This window comes from Pseudoalteromonas sp. MMG033 (genome assembly GCF_057197785.1).
The window spans coordinates 1,755,741-1,774,397 of record NZ_CM170070.1 but is presented as its reverse complement, the minus strand read 5'-3'; the positions used below and the strand labels follow the sequence as shown (position 1 = coordinate 1,774,397).

The 18,657-nt window shown below is 43.7% G+C and carries 15 protein-coding genes; 8 read left to right on the top strand and 7 right to left on the bottom strand.

What is annotated here, in order from left to right:
• Positions 1-141: 141 nt before the first annotated feature.
• Positions 142-2,589 carry a penicillin-binding protein 1A gene (locus tag AC2CZC_RS07785; RefSeq protein ID WP_484584392.1) on the top strand — a complete coding sequence of 816 codons (2,448 nt, stop codon included), beginning with the start codon at positions 142-144 and terminating at the stop codon, positions 2,587-2,589.
• A 67-nt stretch (positions 2,590-2,656) separates the two neighbouring features.
• Here the strand turns inward: AC2CZC_RS07785 and metL are convergent, their stop codons facing one another.
• Positions 2,657-5,005 carry a bifunctional aspartate kinase/homoserine dehydrogenase II gene (metL, locus tag AC2CZC_RS07780; RefSeq protein WP_484584391.1) on the bottom strand — a complete coding sequence of 783 codons (2,349 nt, stop codon included), beginning with the start codon at positions 5,003-5,005 and terminating at the stop codon, positions 2,657-2,659.
• Positions 5,006-5,009: 4 nt separating this feature from the next.
• A complete protein-coding gene (gene metB, locus AC2CZC_RS07775) occupies positions 5,010-6,233 on the bottom strand; it encodes a cystathionine gamma-synthase (protein ID WP_484584390.1) in 1,224 nt (407 codons plus the stop codon).
• Positions 6,234-6,561: 328 nt separating this feature from the next.
• Between metB and metJ the strand changes: the two genes are divergently transcribed.
• Positions 6,562-6,882, top strand: a complete 321-nt coding sequence (gene metJ / locus AC2CZC_RS07770) for a met regulon transcriptional regulator MetJ (protein ID WP_063362813.1) — start codon at positions 6,562-6,564, stop codon at positions 6,880-6,882.
• Between the two features lie 59 nt (positions 6,883-6,941).
• Here the strand turns inward: metJ and AC2CZC_RS07765 are convergent, their stop codons facing one another.
• Together AC2CZC_RS07765 and rpmE are read right to left on the bottom strand one after the other, a co-directional pair.
• Positions 6,942-8,183 carry a malic enzyme-like NAD(P)-binding protein gene (locus AC2CZC_RS07765; protein ID WP_063362812.1) on the bottom strand — a complete coding sequence of 414 codons (1,242 nt, stop codon included), beginning with the start codon at positions 8,181-8,183 and terminating at the stop codon, positions 6,942-6,944.
• 614 nt (positions 8,184-8,797) lie between these two features.
• Complete coding sequence (gene rpmE / locus AC2CZC_RS07760; RefSeq protein WP_081216524.1) at positions 8,798-9,013, bottom strand: 50S ribosomal protein L31; 216 nt, start codon at positions 9,011-9,013, stop codon at positions 8,798-8,800.
• Positions 9,014-9,267: 254 nt separating this feature from the next.
• Here rpmE and priA point away from each other — a divergent pair, with 254 nt between their 5' ends.
• From priA to AC2CZC_RS07735, 5 genes are all read left to right on the top strand, one after another.
• Positions 9,268-11,439, top strand: coding sequence for a primosomal protein N' (gene priA, locus AC2CZC_RS07755; protein WP_484584389.1), 2,172 nt, complete (start codon positions 9,268-9,270; stop codon positions 11,437-11,439).
• Between the two features lie 5 nt (positions 11,440-11,444).
• The gene (locus AC2CZC_RS07750; protein WP_484584388.1) at positions 11,445-11,984 is read left to right on the top strand and encodes an SPOR domain-containing protein; all 540 of its coding nucleotides are present in this window, start codon (positions 11,445-11,447) and stop codon (positions 11,982-11,984) included.
• 74 nt (positions 11,985-12,058) lie between these two features.
• The gene (hslV, locus tag AC2CZC_RS07745) at positions 12,059-12,577 is read left to right on the top strand and encodes an ATP-dependent protease subunit HslV (protein ID WP_023398436.1); all 519 of its coding nucleotides are present in this window, start codon (positions 12,059-12,061) and stop codon (positions 12,575-12,577) included.
• Positions 12,578-12,588: 11 nt separating this feature from the next.
• Positions 12,589-13,917: an ATP-dependent protease ATPase subunit HslU gene (gene hslU, locus AC2CZC_RS07740; protein ID WP_237135662.1), complete on the top strand. Its 1,329-nt coding sequence runs from the start codon at positions 12,589-12,591 to the stop codon at positions 13,915-13,917.
• A 36-nt stretch (positions 13,918-13,953) separates the two neighbouring features.
• Positions 13,954-14,328 (top strand): gamma-butyrobetaine hydroxylase family protein, encoded by a 375-nt coding sequence (locus tag AC2CZC_RS07735; protein WP_484584387.1) that lies wholly within the window; start codon positions 13,954-13,956, stop codon positions 14,326-14,328.
• A gap of 97 nt (positions 14,329-14,425) precedes the next feature.
• Here AC2CZC_RS07735 and AC2CZC_RS07730 read toward each other — a convergent pair whose 3' ends face one another.
• The 3 genes from AC2CZC_RS07730 to AC2CZC_RS07720 all read right to left on the bottom strand — a co-directional run bounded on the left by AC2CZC_RS07730 (position 14,426) and on the right by AC2CZC_RS07720 (position 17,978).
• Positions 14,426-16,306 (bottom strand): methyl-accepting chemotaxis protein, encoded by a 1,881-nt coding sequence (locus AC2CZC_RS07730; RefSeq protein ID WP_484584386.1) that lies wholly within the window; start codon positions 16,304-16,306, stop codon positions 14,426-14,428.
• A gap of 107 nt (positions 16,307-16,413) precedes the next feature.
• Positions 16,414-17,460: an MJ1255/VC2487 family glycosyltransferase gene (locus AC2CZC_RS07725; RefSeq protein ID WP_484584385.1), complete on the bottom strand. Its 1,047-nt coding sequence runs from the start codon at positions 17,458-17,460 to the stop codon at positions 16,414-16,416.
• Complete coding sequence (locus AC2CZC_RS07720) at positions 17,457-17,978, bottom strand: phosphatase PAP2 family protein (protein WP_484584384.1); 522 nt, start codon at positions 17,976-17,978, stop codon at positions 17,457-17,459. Before AC2CZC_RS07720 ends, AC2CZC_RS07725 begins: the two co-directional genes overlap by 4 nt.
• A 160-nt stretch (positions 17,979-18,138) precedes the next feature.
• Here AC2CZC_RS07720 and rraA point away from each other — a divergent pair, with 160 nt between their 5' ends.
• Positions 18,139-18,642 (top strand): ribonuclease E activity regulator RraA, encoded by a 504-nt coding sequence (rraA, locus tag AC2CZC_RS07715; protein WP_063362804.1) that lies wholly within the window; start codon positions 18,139-18,141, stop codon positions 18,640-18,642.
• Positions 18,643-18,657: the final 15 nt, after the last annotated feature.

The following is an 18,657-nucleotide window of genomic DNA, read 5'->3' as shown; positions in this document are numbered from 1 at the left end:
TTATACTTACCAAACAACAACAGTGCATTATTTGACACCTGTTCGGGCAGAAGAATTTACGCAAAAGTTATTAATCGTTTTTTAATCAGGATATACTAACAGCGTCCACTTGTAATTGGGAGTCTCACTAGAGATAAATTCGTGAATTTATTAAAAAGATTACTACAGACTATTTTCGTTTTTGGCCTTTTTGGCTTACTGATCCTGGTCGGCTTATATTTCTATGTAAAATCCGATATTCCCAGCGTCAAAGTCCTTAAAGACGTCCAGTTACAAACCCCTATGCAGGTATTTACCCGTGACGGGAAGCTGATCAACCAGTTCGGTGAGAAGCGCCGTATACCGGTAAAAATCGCCGACGTACCCGAGCCTATGGTCAATGCCTTCTTAGCGACAGAGGATAACCGCTTCTATGAACATTTTGGCATTGACCCCATAGGTATTGTGCGCTCTTTTATTGTGCTAGTCAGCACGGGTCAAAAAAAGCAAGGCGCAAGTACCATCACAATGCAATTGGCAAGAAACTTTTTCTTAACTCGAGAAAAAGCCTATATTCGTAAAGTCAAAGAAATCTTCATTGCCTTACATATTGAGCGCTTACTGAGTAAAGACGAAATTTTTGAGCTATACCTCAATAAGATTGAATTAGGGCATCGCTCATTTGGTATCGGCGCTGCTGCACAAGTGTATTATGGAAAAGAGCTTAACGAGCTAACATTACCTCAAATGGCGATGATTGCAGGCTTACCTAAAGCGCCTTCTGCACTCAACCCGATACGTAATCCAACCCGCGCAAAAGCAAGACGTAATGTCGTCTTAGGCCGTATGCTTGCTGAAAAGTATATTACGCAAGCACAGTACCAAGATGCCATCAATGCACCAATCACAGCAAAGCGCCATGGTGCTGAAATTGAGTTATACGCCCCATATATTTCTGAAATGGTGCGCGCTTACATGGTTGAAACCTATGGCGCAGATACAGCTTACAACTCAGGTTTTCGCGTTTACACGACAGTCGATGCAAGTACACAGGCGGCTGCACAACAAGCACTTATCAATAACTTACATAATTATGATATGCGACATGGTTTCAGAGGACCCAGTGCTCGTTACTGGCAGGAAGATGATACCCCATGGACCGTAACACAAATCACCGAACGACTTAAAAAAGTCAAAGCAATTGACCCACTTCATGCTGCAGTCGTCACCGAGATTGAAGACCAATCCGCTGAAGTTATCCTCAAATCAGGTGAAACCATTACATTAGAATGGCCAGCCATAAACTGGGCGCGTGCTTATATCACTGAGCGTCGTCAAGGTCACGCGCCAAAATCTGCGGCAGATATTTTAGCCCCAGGCATGCAAGTCTGGGTTCGACGTGTTGATCAAACATGGATGTTAAGCCAATTGCCACAACCTGCCAGTGCACTGGTTTCACTCGATCCACAAAACGGTCAAATTAAAGCGCTTGTGGGTGGCTATAGCTTTAAGCAAAGCCAGTACAATCGAGCGGTTCAAGCCAAACGTCAGGTTGGCTCAAACATTAAGCCGTTTATCTATTCAGCAGCTTTAGAAGGTGATTACACACTTGCAACCATCATTAATGATGCCCCAATCAACCATTGGGACAAAAGCCTAGGCGTTGCTTGGCGACCCAAAAATAGCCCAGATGTGTACAGTGGTCCAATTCGTATTCGCAGAGCCCTTGCCCAATCAAAAAACGTCGTCTCTGTGCGGCTGATGCGTGGTGTCGGATTAAATAATACTGCAGATCATATTCTTAAATTTGGCTTTGATGATGCAGATGTCGTGCGCAGTGAATCTCTTGCGCTGGGCAGTGCAGCCATGACCCCGCTGGAAATGGCAAGAGGTATGAGTGCTTTTGCCAATGGTGGTCACCTGATTGAACCCTACTTTATCGATCGACTTACCGATGCGTTTGGTAAAGAGCTGGGTACTGCTAGCCCACTACGAGTTTGCAACGAAGATGAATTAGAGGTAGACCCCTATACATGTGCACCAAGAATTATCTCCGAGAAAAATGCCTTCTTGGTGGCTGATGCACTGAAAAGTGCAATTTGGGGCGGAGGCAGTTGGCGACACAAAACAGGTTGGACAGGCACAGGTTGGCGTGCACAAACGCTAAAACGAAAAGATTTAGCGGGTAAAACGGGCACCACCAACAATGCTGTCGATACCTGGTTTACCGGCTTTAACCGTAACCTATTGACCACAGTGTGGGTAGGCTTTGATGATGCCAGTAAACCCTTGGGCAGAGCAGCCTACAATAGCAACCTAGGTAAAAAGCAAATCGTCGGCGCCGAAGCGGGCGCCACTACGGCACAACCTGCATGGGTAAGCTTTATGCGACATGCACTCAAAGAAGTACCACTGGCACCAATAGAGCCTCCACCGGGACTGGTTTCGATCCGAATTGATTTAAAAACAGGACTATTAAGTGAAAAAAATGACTACACCAGTCGTTTTGAGTACTTTGAACGCGGCACTGCACCAACCAAATATGTTTTAGACTCTGGTAGTAGCACCCCATTTGAAGATGCACTACCAGCCACAGAAGAACTATTCTGAAGATAATAAAAAAGGCCATGCTAAGCATGGCCTTTTAGTTATTCAATCTCTTGGCAAAAAAGAACTATTACTTGAGCTTTTGAGTTAACCAGTACAAATCTGAATGTATGCCTGCTGCTGTCACTTCTTTACCCGCACCAGGGCCTTGGATAACCAATGGATTACTTTCATACCATTGGCTGGTGATCACAAATATATTGTCACCAGGCGTTAGATTTGCGATTGCACTACCGGCTTCTGCAAAAGCAATACCGACTTTCGCACTGACTTTACCTTGGGAGTCGACCTCTAATGCACCAGTATAGCGCAATGCTTTACCTTCAGATTGTGCTTTCTCATAACGAGATTGGTAAAACTCATCTAGCGCTTCACGCTTGGCCAAAAACGAATCCCAGTCACCGTCAGCCAGGTGCGCAGGCATCAAAGGTTCTAGAGCGATGTCGTCAACATCAAGCTGTAAACCTAGGTCTCTGGCTAAAATAAGCAGTTTACGCTGCATATCTCGTCCTGATAAATCCTCTCGAGGATCAGGCTCTGTATAGCCCATGGACTGTGCTTCTAACACCAGATCAGAAAACGCTTTACTGCCATCAAAGCTGCTACATAACCACGAAAGCGTACCGGAGAATACACCCTCAATGCGCGTCACTGTATCGCCACTATTTTGTAAATCCGCGAGGGCAAAATTAATCGGTAATCCAGCACCAACACTGGTGTTATATCGCCAATGCAAGTTACGCTCTTGTAGCTGCTCAAGCAGCTTACCATACCAAGCTTGCTCTGCTGTACCTGCATATTTATTGGCACTGATCAGGTGACAATCATGTGCGACAAAACTAGGGTACATATTGCTAAAGGCATCGCTGGCAGTGATGTCTATCACGACCTTATTTTCATAATCAAGCTCACCAATGCGCTCTAGTAAATCTGCTGGCTGATAGCCTTGTGCTTCACTACGCCACTGCTGCTGCCAGTTTTCAATATTAATACCACTTGGGCAAAACAACATTTCTTTTGAGCGAACCAATGCAACAACTTTAAGATCGAAGGTCGCTTGGAGCTTTTCAACTTGTTTTTGGCATTGCTCAACAAATACCTCACCGACATTGCCAAGTCCGGCGATGATCACAGCAAGTTCTCGGCCTTTGTTCACCAATTTATCATGCAAAATAGCCAGTACATCACTGTCTATTGATTGATCGGTTAAGAACAAGGCATAGCTACCATCGCTGTGAGTAAAGCGTACAACCACATCTTGCTGCTCTAACACAGTAGCAGCCTGCTGAGTTAAATGCGCCGTTTCATGACTTGGCGCAACAATTGCCAATCCTCTGAGGTGTGACTCAACAATGTTACCCCGCCCTGCTAAATGACTCGCAACAGCATGCGTGTCCTTACTTGGCACAAGTAAATAATCATCACCCCCTTTATTAAAGTGATGAATACTATGCTGTATGAGCTGACTCAAAGTACGAACTTCGCCAACAGCTAGTCCTTCAACACGGATCAAATCTAGCTCATCAAAAGTGGTGATAAAACGTTTGTCTTTGCTATAGCCTTGCTTAACGATTTCCGTACCAACGACCTCTGGGTCATAGCTACTACGAACTTGTAATTTTATATTGGTATCTTTTAATGGAGAAAGTGTTTTCGCATGCAGTACAGGGTTGCCAAGGCGAGCTAATAGGTTGGCTTGAACACGGCACACTTTTGGATATTTTATTGCAGAACTCACTTTACGAGGGTCCGTGCTAAATACGCCCTGCGTATCAGTCCAAATTGAAACCGCTTTAGCATCAATATAGTTAGCAAGTAAAGTTGCGCTATAGTCACTGCCATTACGTCCAAGTGTAATTGTTTTTGCGTCGCAATCTGAGGCAATAAAGCCAGTCACAACGTAAATCTTATCCGCTTTAATTTGCGCAAGACAAGCTTGCTTATTTTGAGCGTGTAATAATTGTCCCTGATGCTGTGTGAACAGCGTTCTTGCATCAACATCCAACGATTCCACATTTAACGTGCAAAGCAAACGCGCTAATAATCTTGCTGACCAAATCTCACCATGAGCCAGCAATGTCGCCTCGTGCAACACGCCACCCTTGGCCGCTTTAGCAATGCTCTGCAATTCATCTTTTAGTTGGCTTGATAATGCACTCACCTGTTGACTATCAAATAGCTCGCTTAGAAGCTGATTTTGATGATTTTCTACCTGCAATAAGATGTCGTTAAATCCATTGTCATCTTTTTGCACATAGCTTTGCCATAGCTTGACCAAAGTATTGGTCGTTTTACCGGCTGCAGAAACGACTACACAATCACCCGCTTGGCATTGGCCCAAAATAATATTTGCAACCGCTTGATAACGTGCTGCTGAGCTCAGGCTTGAGCCACCAAATTTATGTACTACTTTTGTCATGTGCTTACCATAAAACCGTATGTGCTGGTGATAACTTAAAATCTTTAGCACTGTCTGAACTGCCAGATTCAGGGCTATTTACTTTTTGAAAAGCCAGCTCTAAATCAGCAAGTAAATCTTCTACATCTTCGATACCAACTGAAATACGGATCAAAGTATCTCCAACGCCTGCTTCAAGGCGAGCCTGTGGTTCCATGCCCGCATGAGTCATAGTCGCTGGGTGGCAAATTAAACTTTCCACACCGCCTAAAGATTCTGCCAAAGAGAACTGAGAAAGTGAGGTTAAAAATGTCGCAGAGTCTTTCAGAGTCCCTTTAATATCAAAACTCACCATGCCACCAAATCCATGCTGCTGCTTTTTCGCAAGTTCGTGCTGAGGGTGTGATTCAAGACCCGGGTAATATACCTGCTCGACAAAGGGTGAGGCTTCTAAATACTGCGCAATCGCTAATGCATTTTGCTCATGCTGCTTTAGGCGTACTTTTAATGTTCTTAAACCGCGCAGTGTTAAGTAACTATCAAACGGAGAGCCCGTGATCCCGATATTATTTGCCCACCAAGCAAGCTCATCGCCGAGCTCTTGAGTGCGTGCAATAACGGCACCACCAACAACATCTGAGTGGCCATTAATAAATTTAGTGGTTGAATGCACCACGATGTCTACACCGAACGCAATTGGATTTTGCAATGCCGGTGATAAAAATGTATTGTCCGCAGCAACCAAAGCACCACACCCATGTGCAGCATTCACCACGGCCTCAATATCCGTTAAACGTAAAATAGGGTTACTCGGTGTTTCTATCCAAACAATCTTAGGTGCAATCTCTGCAATTTGCGCAAGGCTGTCAGGCTGAGTCAAATCAAGCACTTTTACTTTCAGTAAGCCACGCTTCTCCAACGATGTAAATAAGCGGTAGCTTCCACCATAACAGTCATGTGGAATAACCAGCGTATCATCATGATTTAACAGCTGTGTGACTAGGTGAACTGCTGCCATGCCAGTTGCCGTGATAATGCCTTTTTCACCACCCTCTAGTTGCGTCAGGGTGTCGGCTAATATATCGCGATTTGGATTACCACTGCGACCGTAATCATAGTCTCGCTTCTTATCAAAATCAGCAAAAGAATAGGTCGTAGATAAATAAAGAGGAGGCACAACTGCACCGTGATGCTTGTCAGCATCGATGCCATTTCTTACGGCAATCGTTGACTTTTTACTTTGGCTCATAGGTCACCTAGATACTTGGATGTTTAGACGTCTAAAAGGTTAGATGAACAATTAAAAGATGTCAAAGCATTTATCCTTCTATATGGCTAAATAACTAGTATTTGACTATCTTATTCAAACCGATAAAATTTCGCCACGAAAGCGATAAAGGATGTCAATAAGACTGGATCTTTGACCAAATATGGCAAAAGACCGAGTATTCTGCCAATTTCCTGTACAATGCACACACATAAATTTTGTGCGAAGTACACACCGTCTGCAGTTCACTCAGCACGCAAAATACAGTCTTATTTGCATTCAAGGTAAACACTGAGGCAAGTACACAATTATGGCTAAATGGAACGGTGAATATGTTCACCCTTATGCAGAACACGGTAAAAAATCAGAACAAGTGAAAAAGATCACGGTTTCAATTCCTCTGAATGTACTTAAAGTACTGACGGATGAAAGGACTCGTCGACAGGTGAATAACCTGCGCCATGCAACAAACAGTGAATTATTGTGTGAAGCTTTTCTTCATGCCTTTACAGGGCAACCTTTGCCAAACGATGAAGATTTAAGAAAAGATAATCCTGAAAAGATCCCTGCGGAAGTTCGTGAAATCATGGAAAAAATGGGCTTAGAAATCCCAGAGATCAACGAAGATTAAGTCTTTGTTCAAGCCAAAAAAAGCCTCACAAATATGTGAGGCTTTTTTGTATCTGGTGATTAGGCCATGTAATTTTCTGGCATATCAATTTGCGCCACACCTGAGTCAATTGCAGCTTGTGCAACCGCTTTCGCTATGCGAGGAAGTAAGCGCGGATCCATTGGTTTTGGAATAATATACTCTGAGCCAAACTCCAATGTATCTACTTCCGCTGCAACCAATACTTCTTGAGGTACAGGCTCTTTAGCAATACTACGGATCGCTTCCACTGCTGCAATCTTCATTTCATCGTTAATAGCGGTTGCACGCACATCAAGCGCACCACGGAAAATGAATGGGAAACACAGTACGTTATTAACCTGATTAGGATAATCAGAGCGGCCTGTCGCCATGATTAAATCATCACGCGCGCCATGAGCCACTTCTGGACTGATCTCTGGATCTGGGTTAGAACATGCAAATACCACTGGCTTATCAGCCATCAACTTCAAGTCTTCCGGTGATAATAAGTCAGGACCAGATACACCTACAAACACATCAGCCTCAGCAATGACATCTTGCAAAGTACGCTTGTCCGTATTGTTGGCAAACAGCGTTTTGTATTCATTTAAGTCATCGCGACGTGTATGGATAACACCTTTGCGGTCTAGCATATAAATGTGTTCGCGTTGTGCACCACATTTAATCAATAGCTCCATACATGCGATAGCTGCAGCACCTGCGCCTAAGCAAACAATGATGGCTTCTTTGATGTCTTTACCTTGAATTTCAAGCGCATTCAACATACCCGCAGCTGTAACAATCGCTGTACCGTGTTGATCATCATGGAAAACCGGTACATCACAACGCTCAATCAACGCTTTTTCGATCTCGAAACACTCAGGTGCTTTGATATCTTCTAAGTTAATACCACCAAATGTGTCTGCAATGTTTGCAACCGTATTGATAAAGTCTTCAGTTGTGTTGTGCTTCACTTCAATATCAATTGAGTCCAATCCAGCAAAACGCTTAAATAAAAGAGCTTTACCTTCCATCACAGGCTTAGACGCCAATGGGCCTAAATTACCTAGGCCTAAAATAGCAGTACCATTACTGATAACAGCGACCATATTGCCTTTGCCGGTATAACGATATGCATTGGCTGGATCGGCTGCAATTTCACGTACAGGTTCTGCAACACCTGGACTATAAGCTAGGGCAAGATCTTTGACTGATTCAGCTGGCTTTGTCAGCTCAACACTGATTTTACCTGGGACGGGGTGTGCGTGGTAATGTAATGCTTTTTCACGTAAATCTGACATGACGCGATTTTTTCCTACGAGAAGTTAAAAGTGAGAGTGAGATAAAAATTCGCTAACTGCCTTAAACAATACCTTTTTTGAAAATTAATTCAAGCACTATCAGGTCTATCCTGTTAGCAGATATTTTTTGTAATTTAGCGACTTTTAAGCCACTTTTCATCAATATTTACTGCAACAATTTAACGCTTACACAAACTAAACAGGGCGACAATAGATTAATTTATATGCAAAATAGACAATAAAATCATCTTAGAACAACAATCACAGCATTAATCCAACTTTAAAGAAAGATAACTACATTTAGTGACATTTAGATGACTTTAATAACAAATTTAACCCGCATAACTATTCATAACTAAGGCGAATTTAAACACTCAACACCAACCTATTAATCATAAAAACGAGGTCACAGATGCGATGGTTTATTATGCTAACAATCTATTGTTTTAACTATGTTATAGAACAAATATGGCAACTTTTTAATACAATACCAAGTTGAGAGTGATTTTTATTGCGAGAGAAAGAGAAGAAAGTAATTTTAATAGGGAATAATTGATTTGCTCACAAACGAAAAAAGCACCCGTAGGTGCTTTCTCTTGCTGACTAAGTCGTGATTAACGCTTAGCAGATAGCGCACCGAAGCGCTTGTTGAAGCGATCAACACGACCACCTGTGTCAAGGATCTTCTGCTTACCAGTGTAGAATGGGTGACATGCAGAACATACGTCTAGGTGAATGTCTTTACAAAGTGTTGAACGCGTCTCGAATTTGTTACCACAAGAACAAGTTGCTGAGATCGTCTCGTACTTAGGATGAATACCGTCTTTCATAGGAAACCTCTAGTTTAAGGCCGTATCGCTCTCCAAACCCGAAGTTTGGCACCATACGTCGTTATACAAATAAATTGGACACGTATTTTAGGACTTTCATGTACAAACTACAAGCAATAAATTAGTTATTATGGGGATTTTTATTATTCCTGTTCACTATCCATAATTTAGCCTCACAAGCATAGGGCGATAAGGTATAATCAGCCCAATTCACTTTCATACTTTACGCAATCGGCGGATCACTTGGAGAGCACATGCCATTTGCAGCAGTCGCAATAAAAGTCCCTTTACACAAAACATTTGATTACACCTATCAAAGCACGATGACCCCCTGTGTTGGTGGTCGCGTATGGGTCAAGTTTGCAAATCGACGCTGCGTAGCGGTAGTGACCGAGCTCAAAACGCACAGTGATGTTCCTGAAGATAAAATAAAACCGATTGAATCTGTTATAGATAGCACGCCAATTTTAGATACCGCACATTTAAACTTTTTAGAATTTATTAGTCACTATTACTGCTACCCTTTCGGAGAAACCTTATTTACCGCTTTGCCGGGTGCACTGCGTGATGGTCAAGATGTCGATAAAACGCAAGTTCCCATGCTGACATTGACAGATGAGGGGCGCGAAGTAGTAAACCTGAGAGCCAAAAAGCAACAAGCACTGCTTGAACAAATGCGTACCGCTGGAGATGCGACACACACGGAACTCAAAACACTGGGCTTTACTCAAGCACAAATCAAGGGCTTGCTAGAAAAGCAACTGATCCGCGAAGAGTTGCGCACAGATACGTCATGGCAAAACACGGCACTGTCTGTTGGTAGCAAGCCCCTACTTAATGAAGAACAAGCAACTGCTTGCAGTGCCATCAATCATACAGATGGTTTTCGTACTTTCTTAATCGAAGGGGTCACAGGCAGTGGTAAGACTGAAGTCTATTTACAGTGCTTGGAAAAGGTTCTCAGTGCTGGCAAGCAAGCCTTGGTACTGGTGCCTGAAATTGGTTTAACCCCGCAAACAGTCAACCGATTTAAACGCCGCTTCAAAGGACTGCCTATTGATTTGTGGCACTCCAACCTAACTGATAATGAACGCTTACATACTTGGCGTCGCGCACAGCAAGAGACAGCAGCACTTGTCATTGGTACTCGTTCTAGTATCTTTTTACCCTTTAAATCGCTTGCCATGATAGTCGTCGATGAAGAACACGATCATTCATTTAAACAACAAGATAGCTTGCGATATCACGCCCGAGACTTGGCAGCATATCGAGCGCACCAAGCGCAATGTCCATTGCTCCTAGGCACCGCAACCCCTGCGCTTGAGACATTAAAAAAAGCGTTAGATAACAAGTTTCAACTGCTCACACTCAGTAAGCGCGCACAAACAAGTCAAGATAATCAGTTTTTATTAGTGGATATGAAAGCACAACAAACCCAAGGCGGGTTTGCCAATACCAGCTTAAAAGCCATTGAACGCACCTTATCAATGGGTAAGCAAGCCATGGTGTTTCTTAACCGCCGAGGTTTTGCGCCTACGCTTATCTGCCATGAGTGTGGCTGGTTAAGCGATTGCCATCATTGCAGCACCAGTGCAACGTACCATAAGACCATGCAACGCCTCGTCTGCCATCACTGTGGTGAACAACAGTATGTCCCTCATCAATGTCCTGATTGCGGTAGCACACAGATCATGCCAACCGGCCTTGGCACCGAACAACTTGAAGAGTTTGTAACTGCACAGTTTCCAGACGTGCCCGTCAGTCGCATTGATAGAGATTCAACTCGGCGTAAAGGCAGCTTAGAAAGCGCACTTGAAAAAATACATCAAGGAGGCGCACAAATTTTGATTGGCACGCAAATGCTAGCCAAAGGTCATCATTTTCCCGATGTCGCCTTGGTCATTATTTTAGATGTAGACAGTGGATTGTACTCAAGTGATTTTAGAGCCACAGAACACATGGCACAACTGATAACACAAGTGTCAGGCCGCGCAGGAAGAAGTGGCGAACCTGGCACTGTGGTATTGCAAACACACTTTCCAGAACACCCCCTGCTACAAGATTTAGTCAACAATGGCTATCAGGACTTTGCGCGTTACGCGTTAACAGAGCGCCAAGAAGCCATGTTGCCTCCGTATACACACCTAGCGTTAATAAGAGCAGAAGCAACATCGGCACACTTAGTCATGACATTTTTATCTGATCTGGTTCCTGCTCAGCCATTCTCTGGTATACAATTGCTGGGGCCGATCCCTGCGCCTATGGAACGTCTCGCAGGAAAGTATCGCTATCAATTACATATACAAGCATCACAACGTAATGTTTTGCATCAATATCTCATGCAATTGAAGGAATATATCAGCAGCCACAAGCTTGCAACACGCGTGCGTTGGAATATTGATGTTGATCCTATGGATACCTATTAACTGTTATGGCACAACACGATTACATAAATAAAACGCCCAAAAAAAAGGGCCAAAAGAAACCACAGCCAAAAGCACAAAAACCATTCCCTAAAGTCCTTGCCGCTTTTGCATTGTTACTGATAGGTGGCTTTGGTTATGGTCTGTGGTTTATCAAAGAGCATGCAGATCCTGCCAAAGTACAACAGGCACAAAAACCGGCTGCTCCTATCGCTGTAGTAGAAGAGAAAAAAGAGCTGCCACGCCCCCCCTCTTTTATCGATGACATGAAAACAGCCGAAGTTGAAGCTGAGGTGAAAGTCATCAAATCAAGAGGCCCTTTTCAAATGCAATGTGGTTCATTTCGAACCTACGAGCAAGCAGAAAAACGTAAGGCCCGCATCGCCTTTGCTGGATTATTATCTGAAATACGCCGCACCGAAGGCAGCAATGGCGTTTGGTACCGTGTTCGCCTAGGCCCTTATGATAAAAAGCGTGATGCTGAAAGCGACAAGAACAGACTGCAACGTATTAAAATCGTTGACTGCGGAATTTGGGGCTGGACTTGAATTTAGCCCAACAGCCCTCATCTATGCATTTATTGATATAATTATCCGAGGCAAAGGCCTCTTTAAGGAATACTATGACTACTATCGTAAGCGTTCGTCGCGATGACAAAGTTGTTATCGGCGGTGACGGCCAAGTGTCTCTTGGCAATACGGTGATGAAAGGCAATGCAAAGAAAGTGCGTCGCCTTTACAACGGTAAAGTACTGGCTGGTTTTGCTGGCGGTACAGCCGATGCGTTTACATTATTTGAGCGTTTCGAAACTAAATTAGAAATGCACCAAGGACACCTAACACGTGCGGCTGTGGAAATGGCCAAAGATTGGCGTACAGATCGCGCACTGAGAAAGCTAGAAGCGCTCCTTGCTGTTGCGGATGAAACCGCGTCATTGATCATCACAGGCAATGGTGATGTGGTGCAGCCAGAGCATGACCTGATCGCTATCGGCAGCGGGGGTAACTTTGCCCAAGCAGCAGCCACTGCTCTAATTGAAAATACTGATTTAAGTGCACGCGAAATCGTTGAGAAAAGCTTGAAGATTGCCGGTGACATTTGTGTATTCACTAACAACTTCCAGACCATCGAAGAATTGTAATAGGAAAATCCATGACAGCAATGACACCTAGAGAAATCGTTCATGAGCTAGACCAGCACATCATTGGTCAAGACAAGGCTAAAAAAGCAGTTGCTATCGCACTTCGTAACCGCTGGCGTCGCATGCAACTTAATGACGATCTTCGCGCTGAGGTCACCCCAAAAAACATTCTGATGATTGGTCCAACTGGTGTAGGTAAAACCGAGATCGCACGTCGCCTAGCCAAGCTTGCCAACGCGCCTTTTATCAAGGTTGAAGCGACTAAGTTCACCGAAGTTGGTTACGTGGGTAAAGAAGTTGAAACCATTATCCGCGACTTGGTCGAAGTGTCATTCAAGATGACCCGCGAGCAGCAAACTAAAAAACACAAGCATCGTGCAGAAGAAGCGGCAGAAGAACGCATTCTTGATGCGTTATTGCCACCAGCAAAAGACGCATGGGGCGAAGCACAGCCAGCTGAAAATAGCTCAACACGTCAGGTTTTCCGCAAGAAACTACGCGAAGGCCAGTTAGACGATAAAGAAATCGACATCGATATTGCTGAAACATCGCCGCAAGTTGAGATCATGGCACCTCCTGGTATGGAAGAAATGACCAACCAACTGCAAGGCATGTTCCAAAACTTATCAGGCGATAAGAAAAAGAATCGCAAGCTGAAAATCAAAGAAGCATTCAAACTGCTTATTGAAGAAGAAGCTGCCAAGTTGGTTAACCCTGAAGAGCTAAAAGAACAAGCAATCTTTGCTGTTGAGCAAAACGGCATCGTATTTGTGGATGAAATCGACAAAATCTGTAAGCGTGGTGAAGCATCTGGACCTGATGTCAGCCGTGAAGGTGTGCAGCGTGATTTACTGCCGTTAATTGAAGGCTCAACAGTTAGTACCAAGCACGGTATGGTAAAAACTGACCATATCTTGTTTATTGCTTCTGGTGCTTTCCAAATGGCGAAACCTTCAGACCTTATTCCTGAGCTACAAGGCCGCTTACCTATTCGTGTTGAACTAGAAGCGCTGACAGCCAAAGACTTTAAACGCATTCTAACAGAGCCTCATGCTTCACTGACTGAGCAACAACAAGCGCTGTTAAAAACAGAGCAAGTGTCTGTCGACTTTACTGATGATGCGATTGAACGTATTGCTGAAGCTGCATGGCAAGTCAATGAGAAAACAGAAAACATCGGTGCACGACGTCTTCACACCGTGATGGAAAAACTGATGGAAGAAATCTCTTTTGACGCGTCAGAGCAATCAGGTCAAGCACTGACCATTGATGCTAAATATGTTGAGCAGCACCTAGACATACTCGTCCAAGATGAAGACTTAAGCCGCTTCATCCTATAAATTGGAGACAAGGCCAGCCAAGCTGGCCTCATTTTTATGTATCAAGTCACTAAACTCCACTACCACCGTCAGAGCAAACTGCTCGACATTACCTTCGACGATGATCTACACGCCTCTGTGAGTGCTGAATACTTACGTACCCACTCCCCTTCAGCCGAAGTACAAGGTCATAGTCCTGAGCAAGCGCAATTGGTGTTAAATAAACACGCGGTCACCATAGTCAAGATTGAACCAGTCGGTCACTACGCAGTGAGGCTGTGCTTTGATGATGGACATAACTCAGGGCTGTTTAGCTGGCAGTATTTACGTAAATTATGTAACAACCGCGAGCAACTCTGGCAGCAATATCAAGATAAAGTAGCAGCACACCTACAAAGTAAAGACAGTGTACCCATCAAGTTTATACCTTAGGGTAACAGCATAAAAAGCAACGTCATCATCAACCTGAAACTTTAAAGACTGTCAGAGGTAGGCGATGCGCCTAAATCCACTTTAGGCGCTTTAGAGGTTATACTTTATATTTGTCGATAGCGTCGTGCAGTGCACGCGCCTGTTCAGATAGCTCTTCACTGCTTTGCGCATTCGAAGCAGCATGCTCAGAAGCACCTTGTGCGATGTCTCTTATCTTCACAACGTTCTTATTTACTTCTGATGCGACCAGGTTTTGCTCATCAATTGCCGTCGCAATATGCGTGCTCATATCCATGATGTTTTGTACATCTTCAGTAATAAGCCCTAGCAATTCACCGGCACGCTCTGCCTGCTCGACACTTTCATTACTCTGTCCACGACACTCTTCCATAATACTCACGACATCTTGAGTACGCTGTTGTAGTGTTGAAATAATGCTTTCAATTTCTTGCGTTGAGTCTTGTGTGCGCTGCGCAAGGGAACGAACTTCATCCGCAACCACGGCAAAACCTCGGCCTTGCTCACCGGCTCGCGCCGCTTCAATTGCCGCATTGAGTGCCAATAAGTTTGTTTGCTCTGCGATACCGCGAATAACATCCAGTACAGAGCCAATAGTTTCCCCATCTCGCTCTAGCTGACCGACCACTTCCGATGCACCACTGAGTGAATGAGACAGTGCCATGATATGGTCAATAGTTGAGGTGACTTCACTGCGACCTTGCTGCGCATTTTTATTGGTCGACTCCGCTTTTTGCGCCGCCGCTTCCGTATTATGTGAGATATCTTGAATGGTAGCCTGCATTTCGGTTGCCGCGGTCGCAACCATATCCGCTTCATGTAACTGCTCATTCATACCGGCACTGGTTTGCGCCGTTGTTGCAGATAAATGCTCTGTTGCATCATTAATCGTCACTAATGCACGGTTTACATCAGAAATTAGGTTTTTAAAGTCTTCGATTAAGCTATTGAAGTCACGCGTCATAATGGTAATTTCATCATTACCACTTTGGTCTATTAATATACCTAGATTATTCTCGCGTCGAATACGCTCAATGGTTTGATATACACGCTCTACCGGGCGAATAATAGAACGGCTCGTTGACCACACTAAAATCATCACGATTGCAGCAGCAGCAACGAAAATAAGAATAGCGACCGTTTTAGCAAATTCAGCATTGTCAGCGATTTCTTGCTTAGTTTGCTCAACAATAGCGACAACAACAGCATCGCTTTCTTTAACCACTTTGCGCATATCGCCCAGTGCACCGCTGTTCAAATCAACCCCAAGCTCAACTTGTGCATCAATCAGCCCTTTAAACTTCGTTTGATATACACCCAGTAATCTAATTAGCTCCTGCTGATAGGCCCTATCATGACTAGATTCTCTGATTTGAGATTCGAAAGTGTCTATATGTTTATTGAATTTTCCTAGATACTTAGTATCTAATCGCAGCATAAAATCTTTTTCGGCGCGTCTTAGCTGCAGCATGGTAGTCAAAAGCTTATAGTCTTCTTTTTGCTTTAACAATGTCTCTACCCCATGTACCGCTTTTCTCAGCTCGCCGTACAGCGCATCTTTTGGATGCAGGCCAATGGTCTTTTGTAACTCAACGACGCGATTAAATTCTTTATGATATTGCGTCACCAGTCCCTCAAACTGATCAAGCTGCCCTAAATCAATATTAAAATTGATAAACACAGCTTCAAGCTTGGCTTTTTTCTCTTTAAGTAAACGATATTCTTTTTCGTATTTATCCAGCGCTGCTACGTCTTTATAAAACAGAAAGTTTTTTTCATACTTGCGCATGGATAACTCATGAACATCCAGTTCTTCTGCATATTGAATAGTCTCATTCAATTGGCGCATTGTATTAGCTTCAGTGATGATCACCGCTAACATCACCAGTAATGCCACACCAACAACTACAGCGTTGAGTTGCAAACGCCTTTTAATGGTTAGATTTTCAAGTAGAGCCATACAGTTACCTAATTATTACAGAACCTGCAATACAGTATAGCCAAACTCATCTTGCGCCGAAATCGAATCTACATGTTTAAGCAAAAATATTTCAAAGAATTTACATATTATGCAACTTTGTTCCTGTTATAGAGGATTGGCTGCCATAAATTATCGTGTAAACTCCCGTAATCTTGCCATTGACCATTAGCTAGCCACTGAGCTAATGGGGTCGCATCGGAGGGAAAATCAATTTTTTGGCCTTCTGGATGTTCAAGCCATTCGCCTAACGCTTCCGAATTTAGGTAATTCATCACTTCCGCTAATCCAAGAGACTGCAATGTCATCGCATTACTCAGCTGCTCAAATTGTCCCTGCAATGGTTTTAATAGCAGTTTTTTACCGAACTTGAGCGCCTCACTAGATAATTCAAAACCGGCATTAGCAACAACCCCTGACGCACTGGCTAAATCATCTAAAAATCTTGTCCGTGAAGGGGCCCGTAAATGAATATGATTTAATGATTTGTCTGTTGCATCCGGGTGATAACAATAAAACTCCCTATCTGGGAAGTCACCCAGTAATTCAACGATGCTATTTAAGTCTTCAAACGGTAAGTATACCAACACCTTATTAGCAACAGATGCCCTATGACAGTCATGGAATGAAATAAAAGGCGGCAAAATATTTTTCGCAAAAGGCTGCCAGTGCACACCTAAATGCACATCGGCAGGGGCAAACCAGCGTATCAACGCGCGCTCCATATGTCCCGCACCAAATAAAGGTACCTCAGGAGATAAAAAAGCAGCCTGATGACTCATCGCCACCACAGGCACTTTAGCTAATTTAGCCGCCCACGCAGACACCGGCTCAAAATCATTAAAAACCAGATCGTACTGTTTAACATCCAGTTGCCTTACATCACGAATGAATGTCATGGGACTGAGCTGTTTTGCCGTTTCACGATAATTCAATTTGCCATTTTTTGTGACAAAACTTAAGCCTCGACGCACCTGAAATTGGCCAAATACGTCCATGTCAAAGTAATTACTTTCATCTCGTCCAGAAAATAAATAGTCAACATCAATACCGAGTTTAGTAAAACACTCAGCCATCACACGTGCGCGTGTAATATGACCATTACCAGTCCCCTGGATCCCATATAGTATTCTCATAAATCTCCTAACATACCAATGGCCAACATGGCGCATCCACTGCCCATCAACGCTCCAAGTATCACATCTATTGGATAGTGCACCCCGACCAACACCCGAGACAGGGAGACACCCGCAGCCCAAACACATAATGGAATAGTGAGCACAGGGTAGACTTCCATCAAACACGTGGCGTACAGCCAAGCACCGGCACTATGCCCCGACGGCATACTAAATTTATCACTCGGTGTAAGCATGGCTTTGACTGCCAAGCAATCACAAGGCCTCACTCTGGCAAAGTATTTTTTCAATAAAAAATATAAAGGCCGCTCTACGGCGAATGCTAGCAATACAGTCTGCACAAAAGTATTGCCAACCTTACCCATAAAATAGGCATTTAATAACGCTAAAATGACATACAGCCCGCCATTGCCACTTTTAGATAGCATTAACATCAACCAGTTAAACCACTTGCGCCGTTTTGGCTTATACAGCGCAAAATATAAGGCTGTATCTAGTTTAATTATTTGTGCTTTCATCTTAGTTGCTTACATTTGTTCACAATTTCAGCTTAGAAGAGCTTAATAACAATAACGCGACATTTTTGTGACACAATTATGTAAGTTGATTCAAAGCATTGCGCAGCTTCTTAATGGGAGTATACTGACAACAGTTTAGCCATTCTCTGAGGATACTATGATGGATTACAGCACGTCTGATCTATGTGATCACTTCGCCGACGCCGTTGACGTACTTGAGCCAATGTTTATTAACTTTGGTGGCCAGCACGCTTTTTGTGGTCGAATTAAAACGGTTAAGTGTTTCGAAAACAATGAAATGATAGCTGAGGTACTGCAACAAGATGGAACTGGGCAAGTACTATTGATTGATGGGGGGGGGTCAACACGCCGCGCATTAATCGATATTGATCTTGCTGAATTGGCCTTAGAGAACAATTGGCAAGGCATTGTTGTATATGGTGCAGTCCGTCATGTAGAAGAGCTAGAAGAATGTGAAATCGGTATACAAGCCATTGCATCCATTCCAGTTGGGGCAGATAGCGAAGGTGCTGGAGTGCAAGGTATACCTGTTAACTTTGCTGGCGTATCTTTCTTTGATGACGACTTTCTTTATGCTGACTCAACAGGCATCGTTATCTCTGCCGAAGAGCTCTTACTCGAAGTAGACGAAGACGACGCTTAACTTCAACTTTACCCA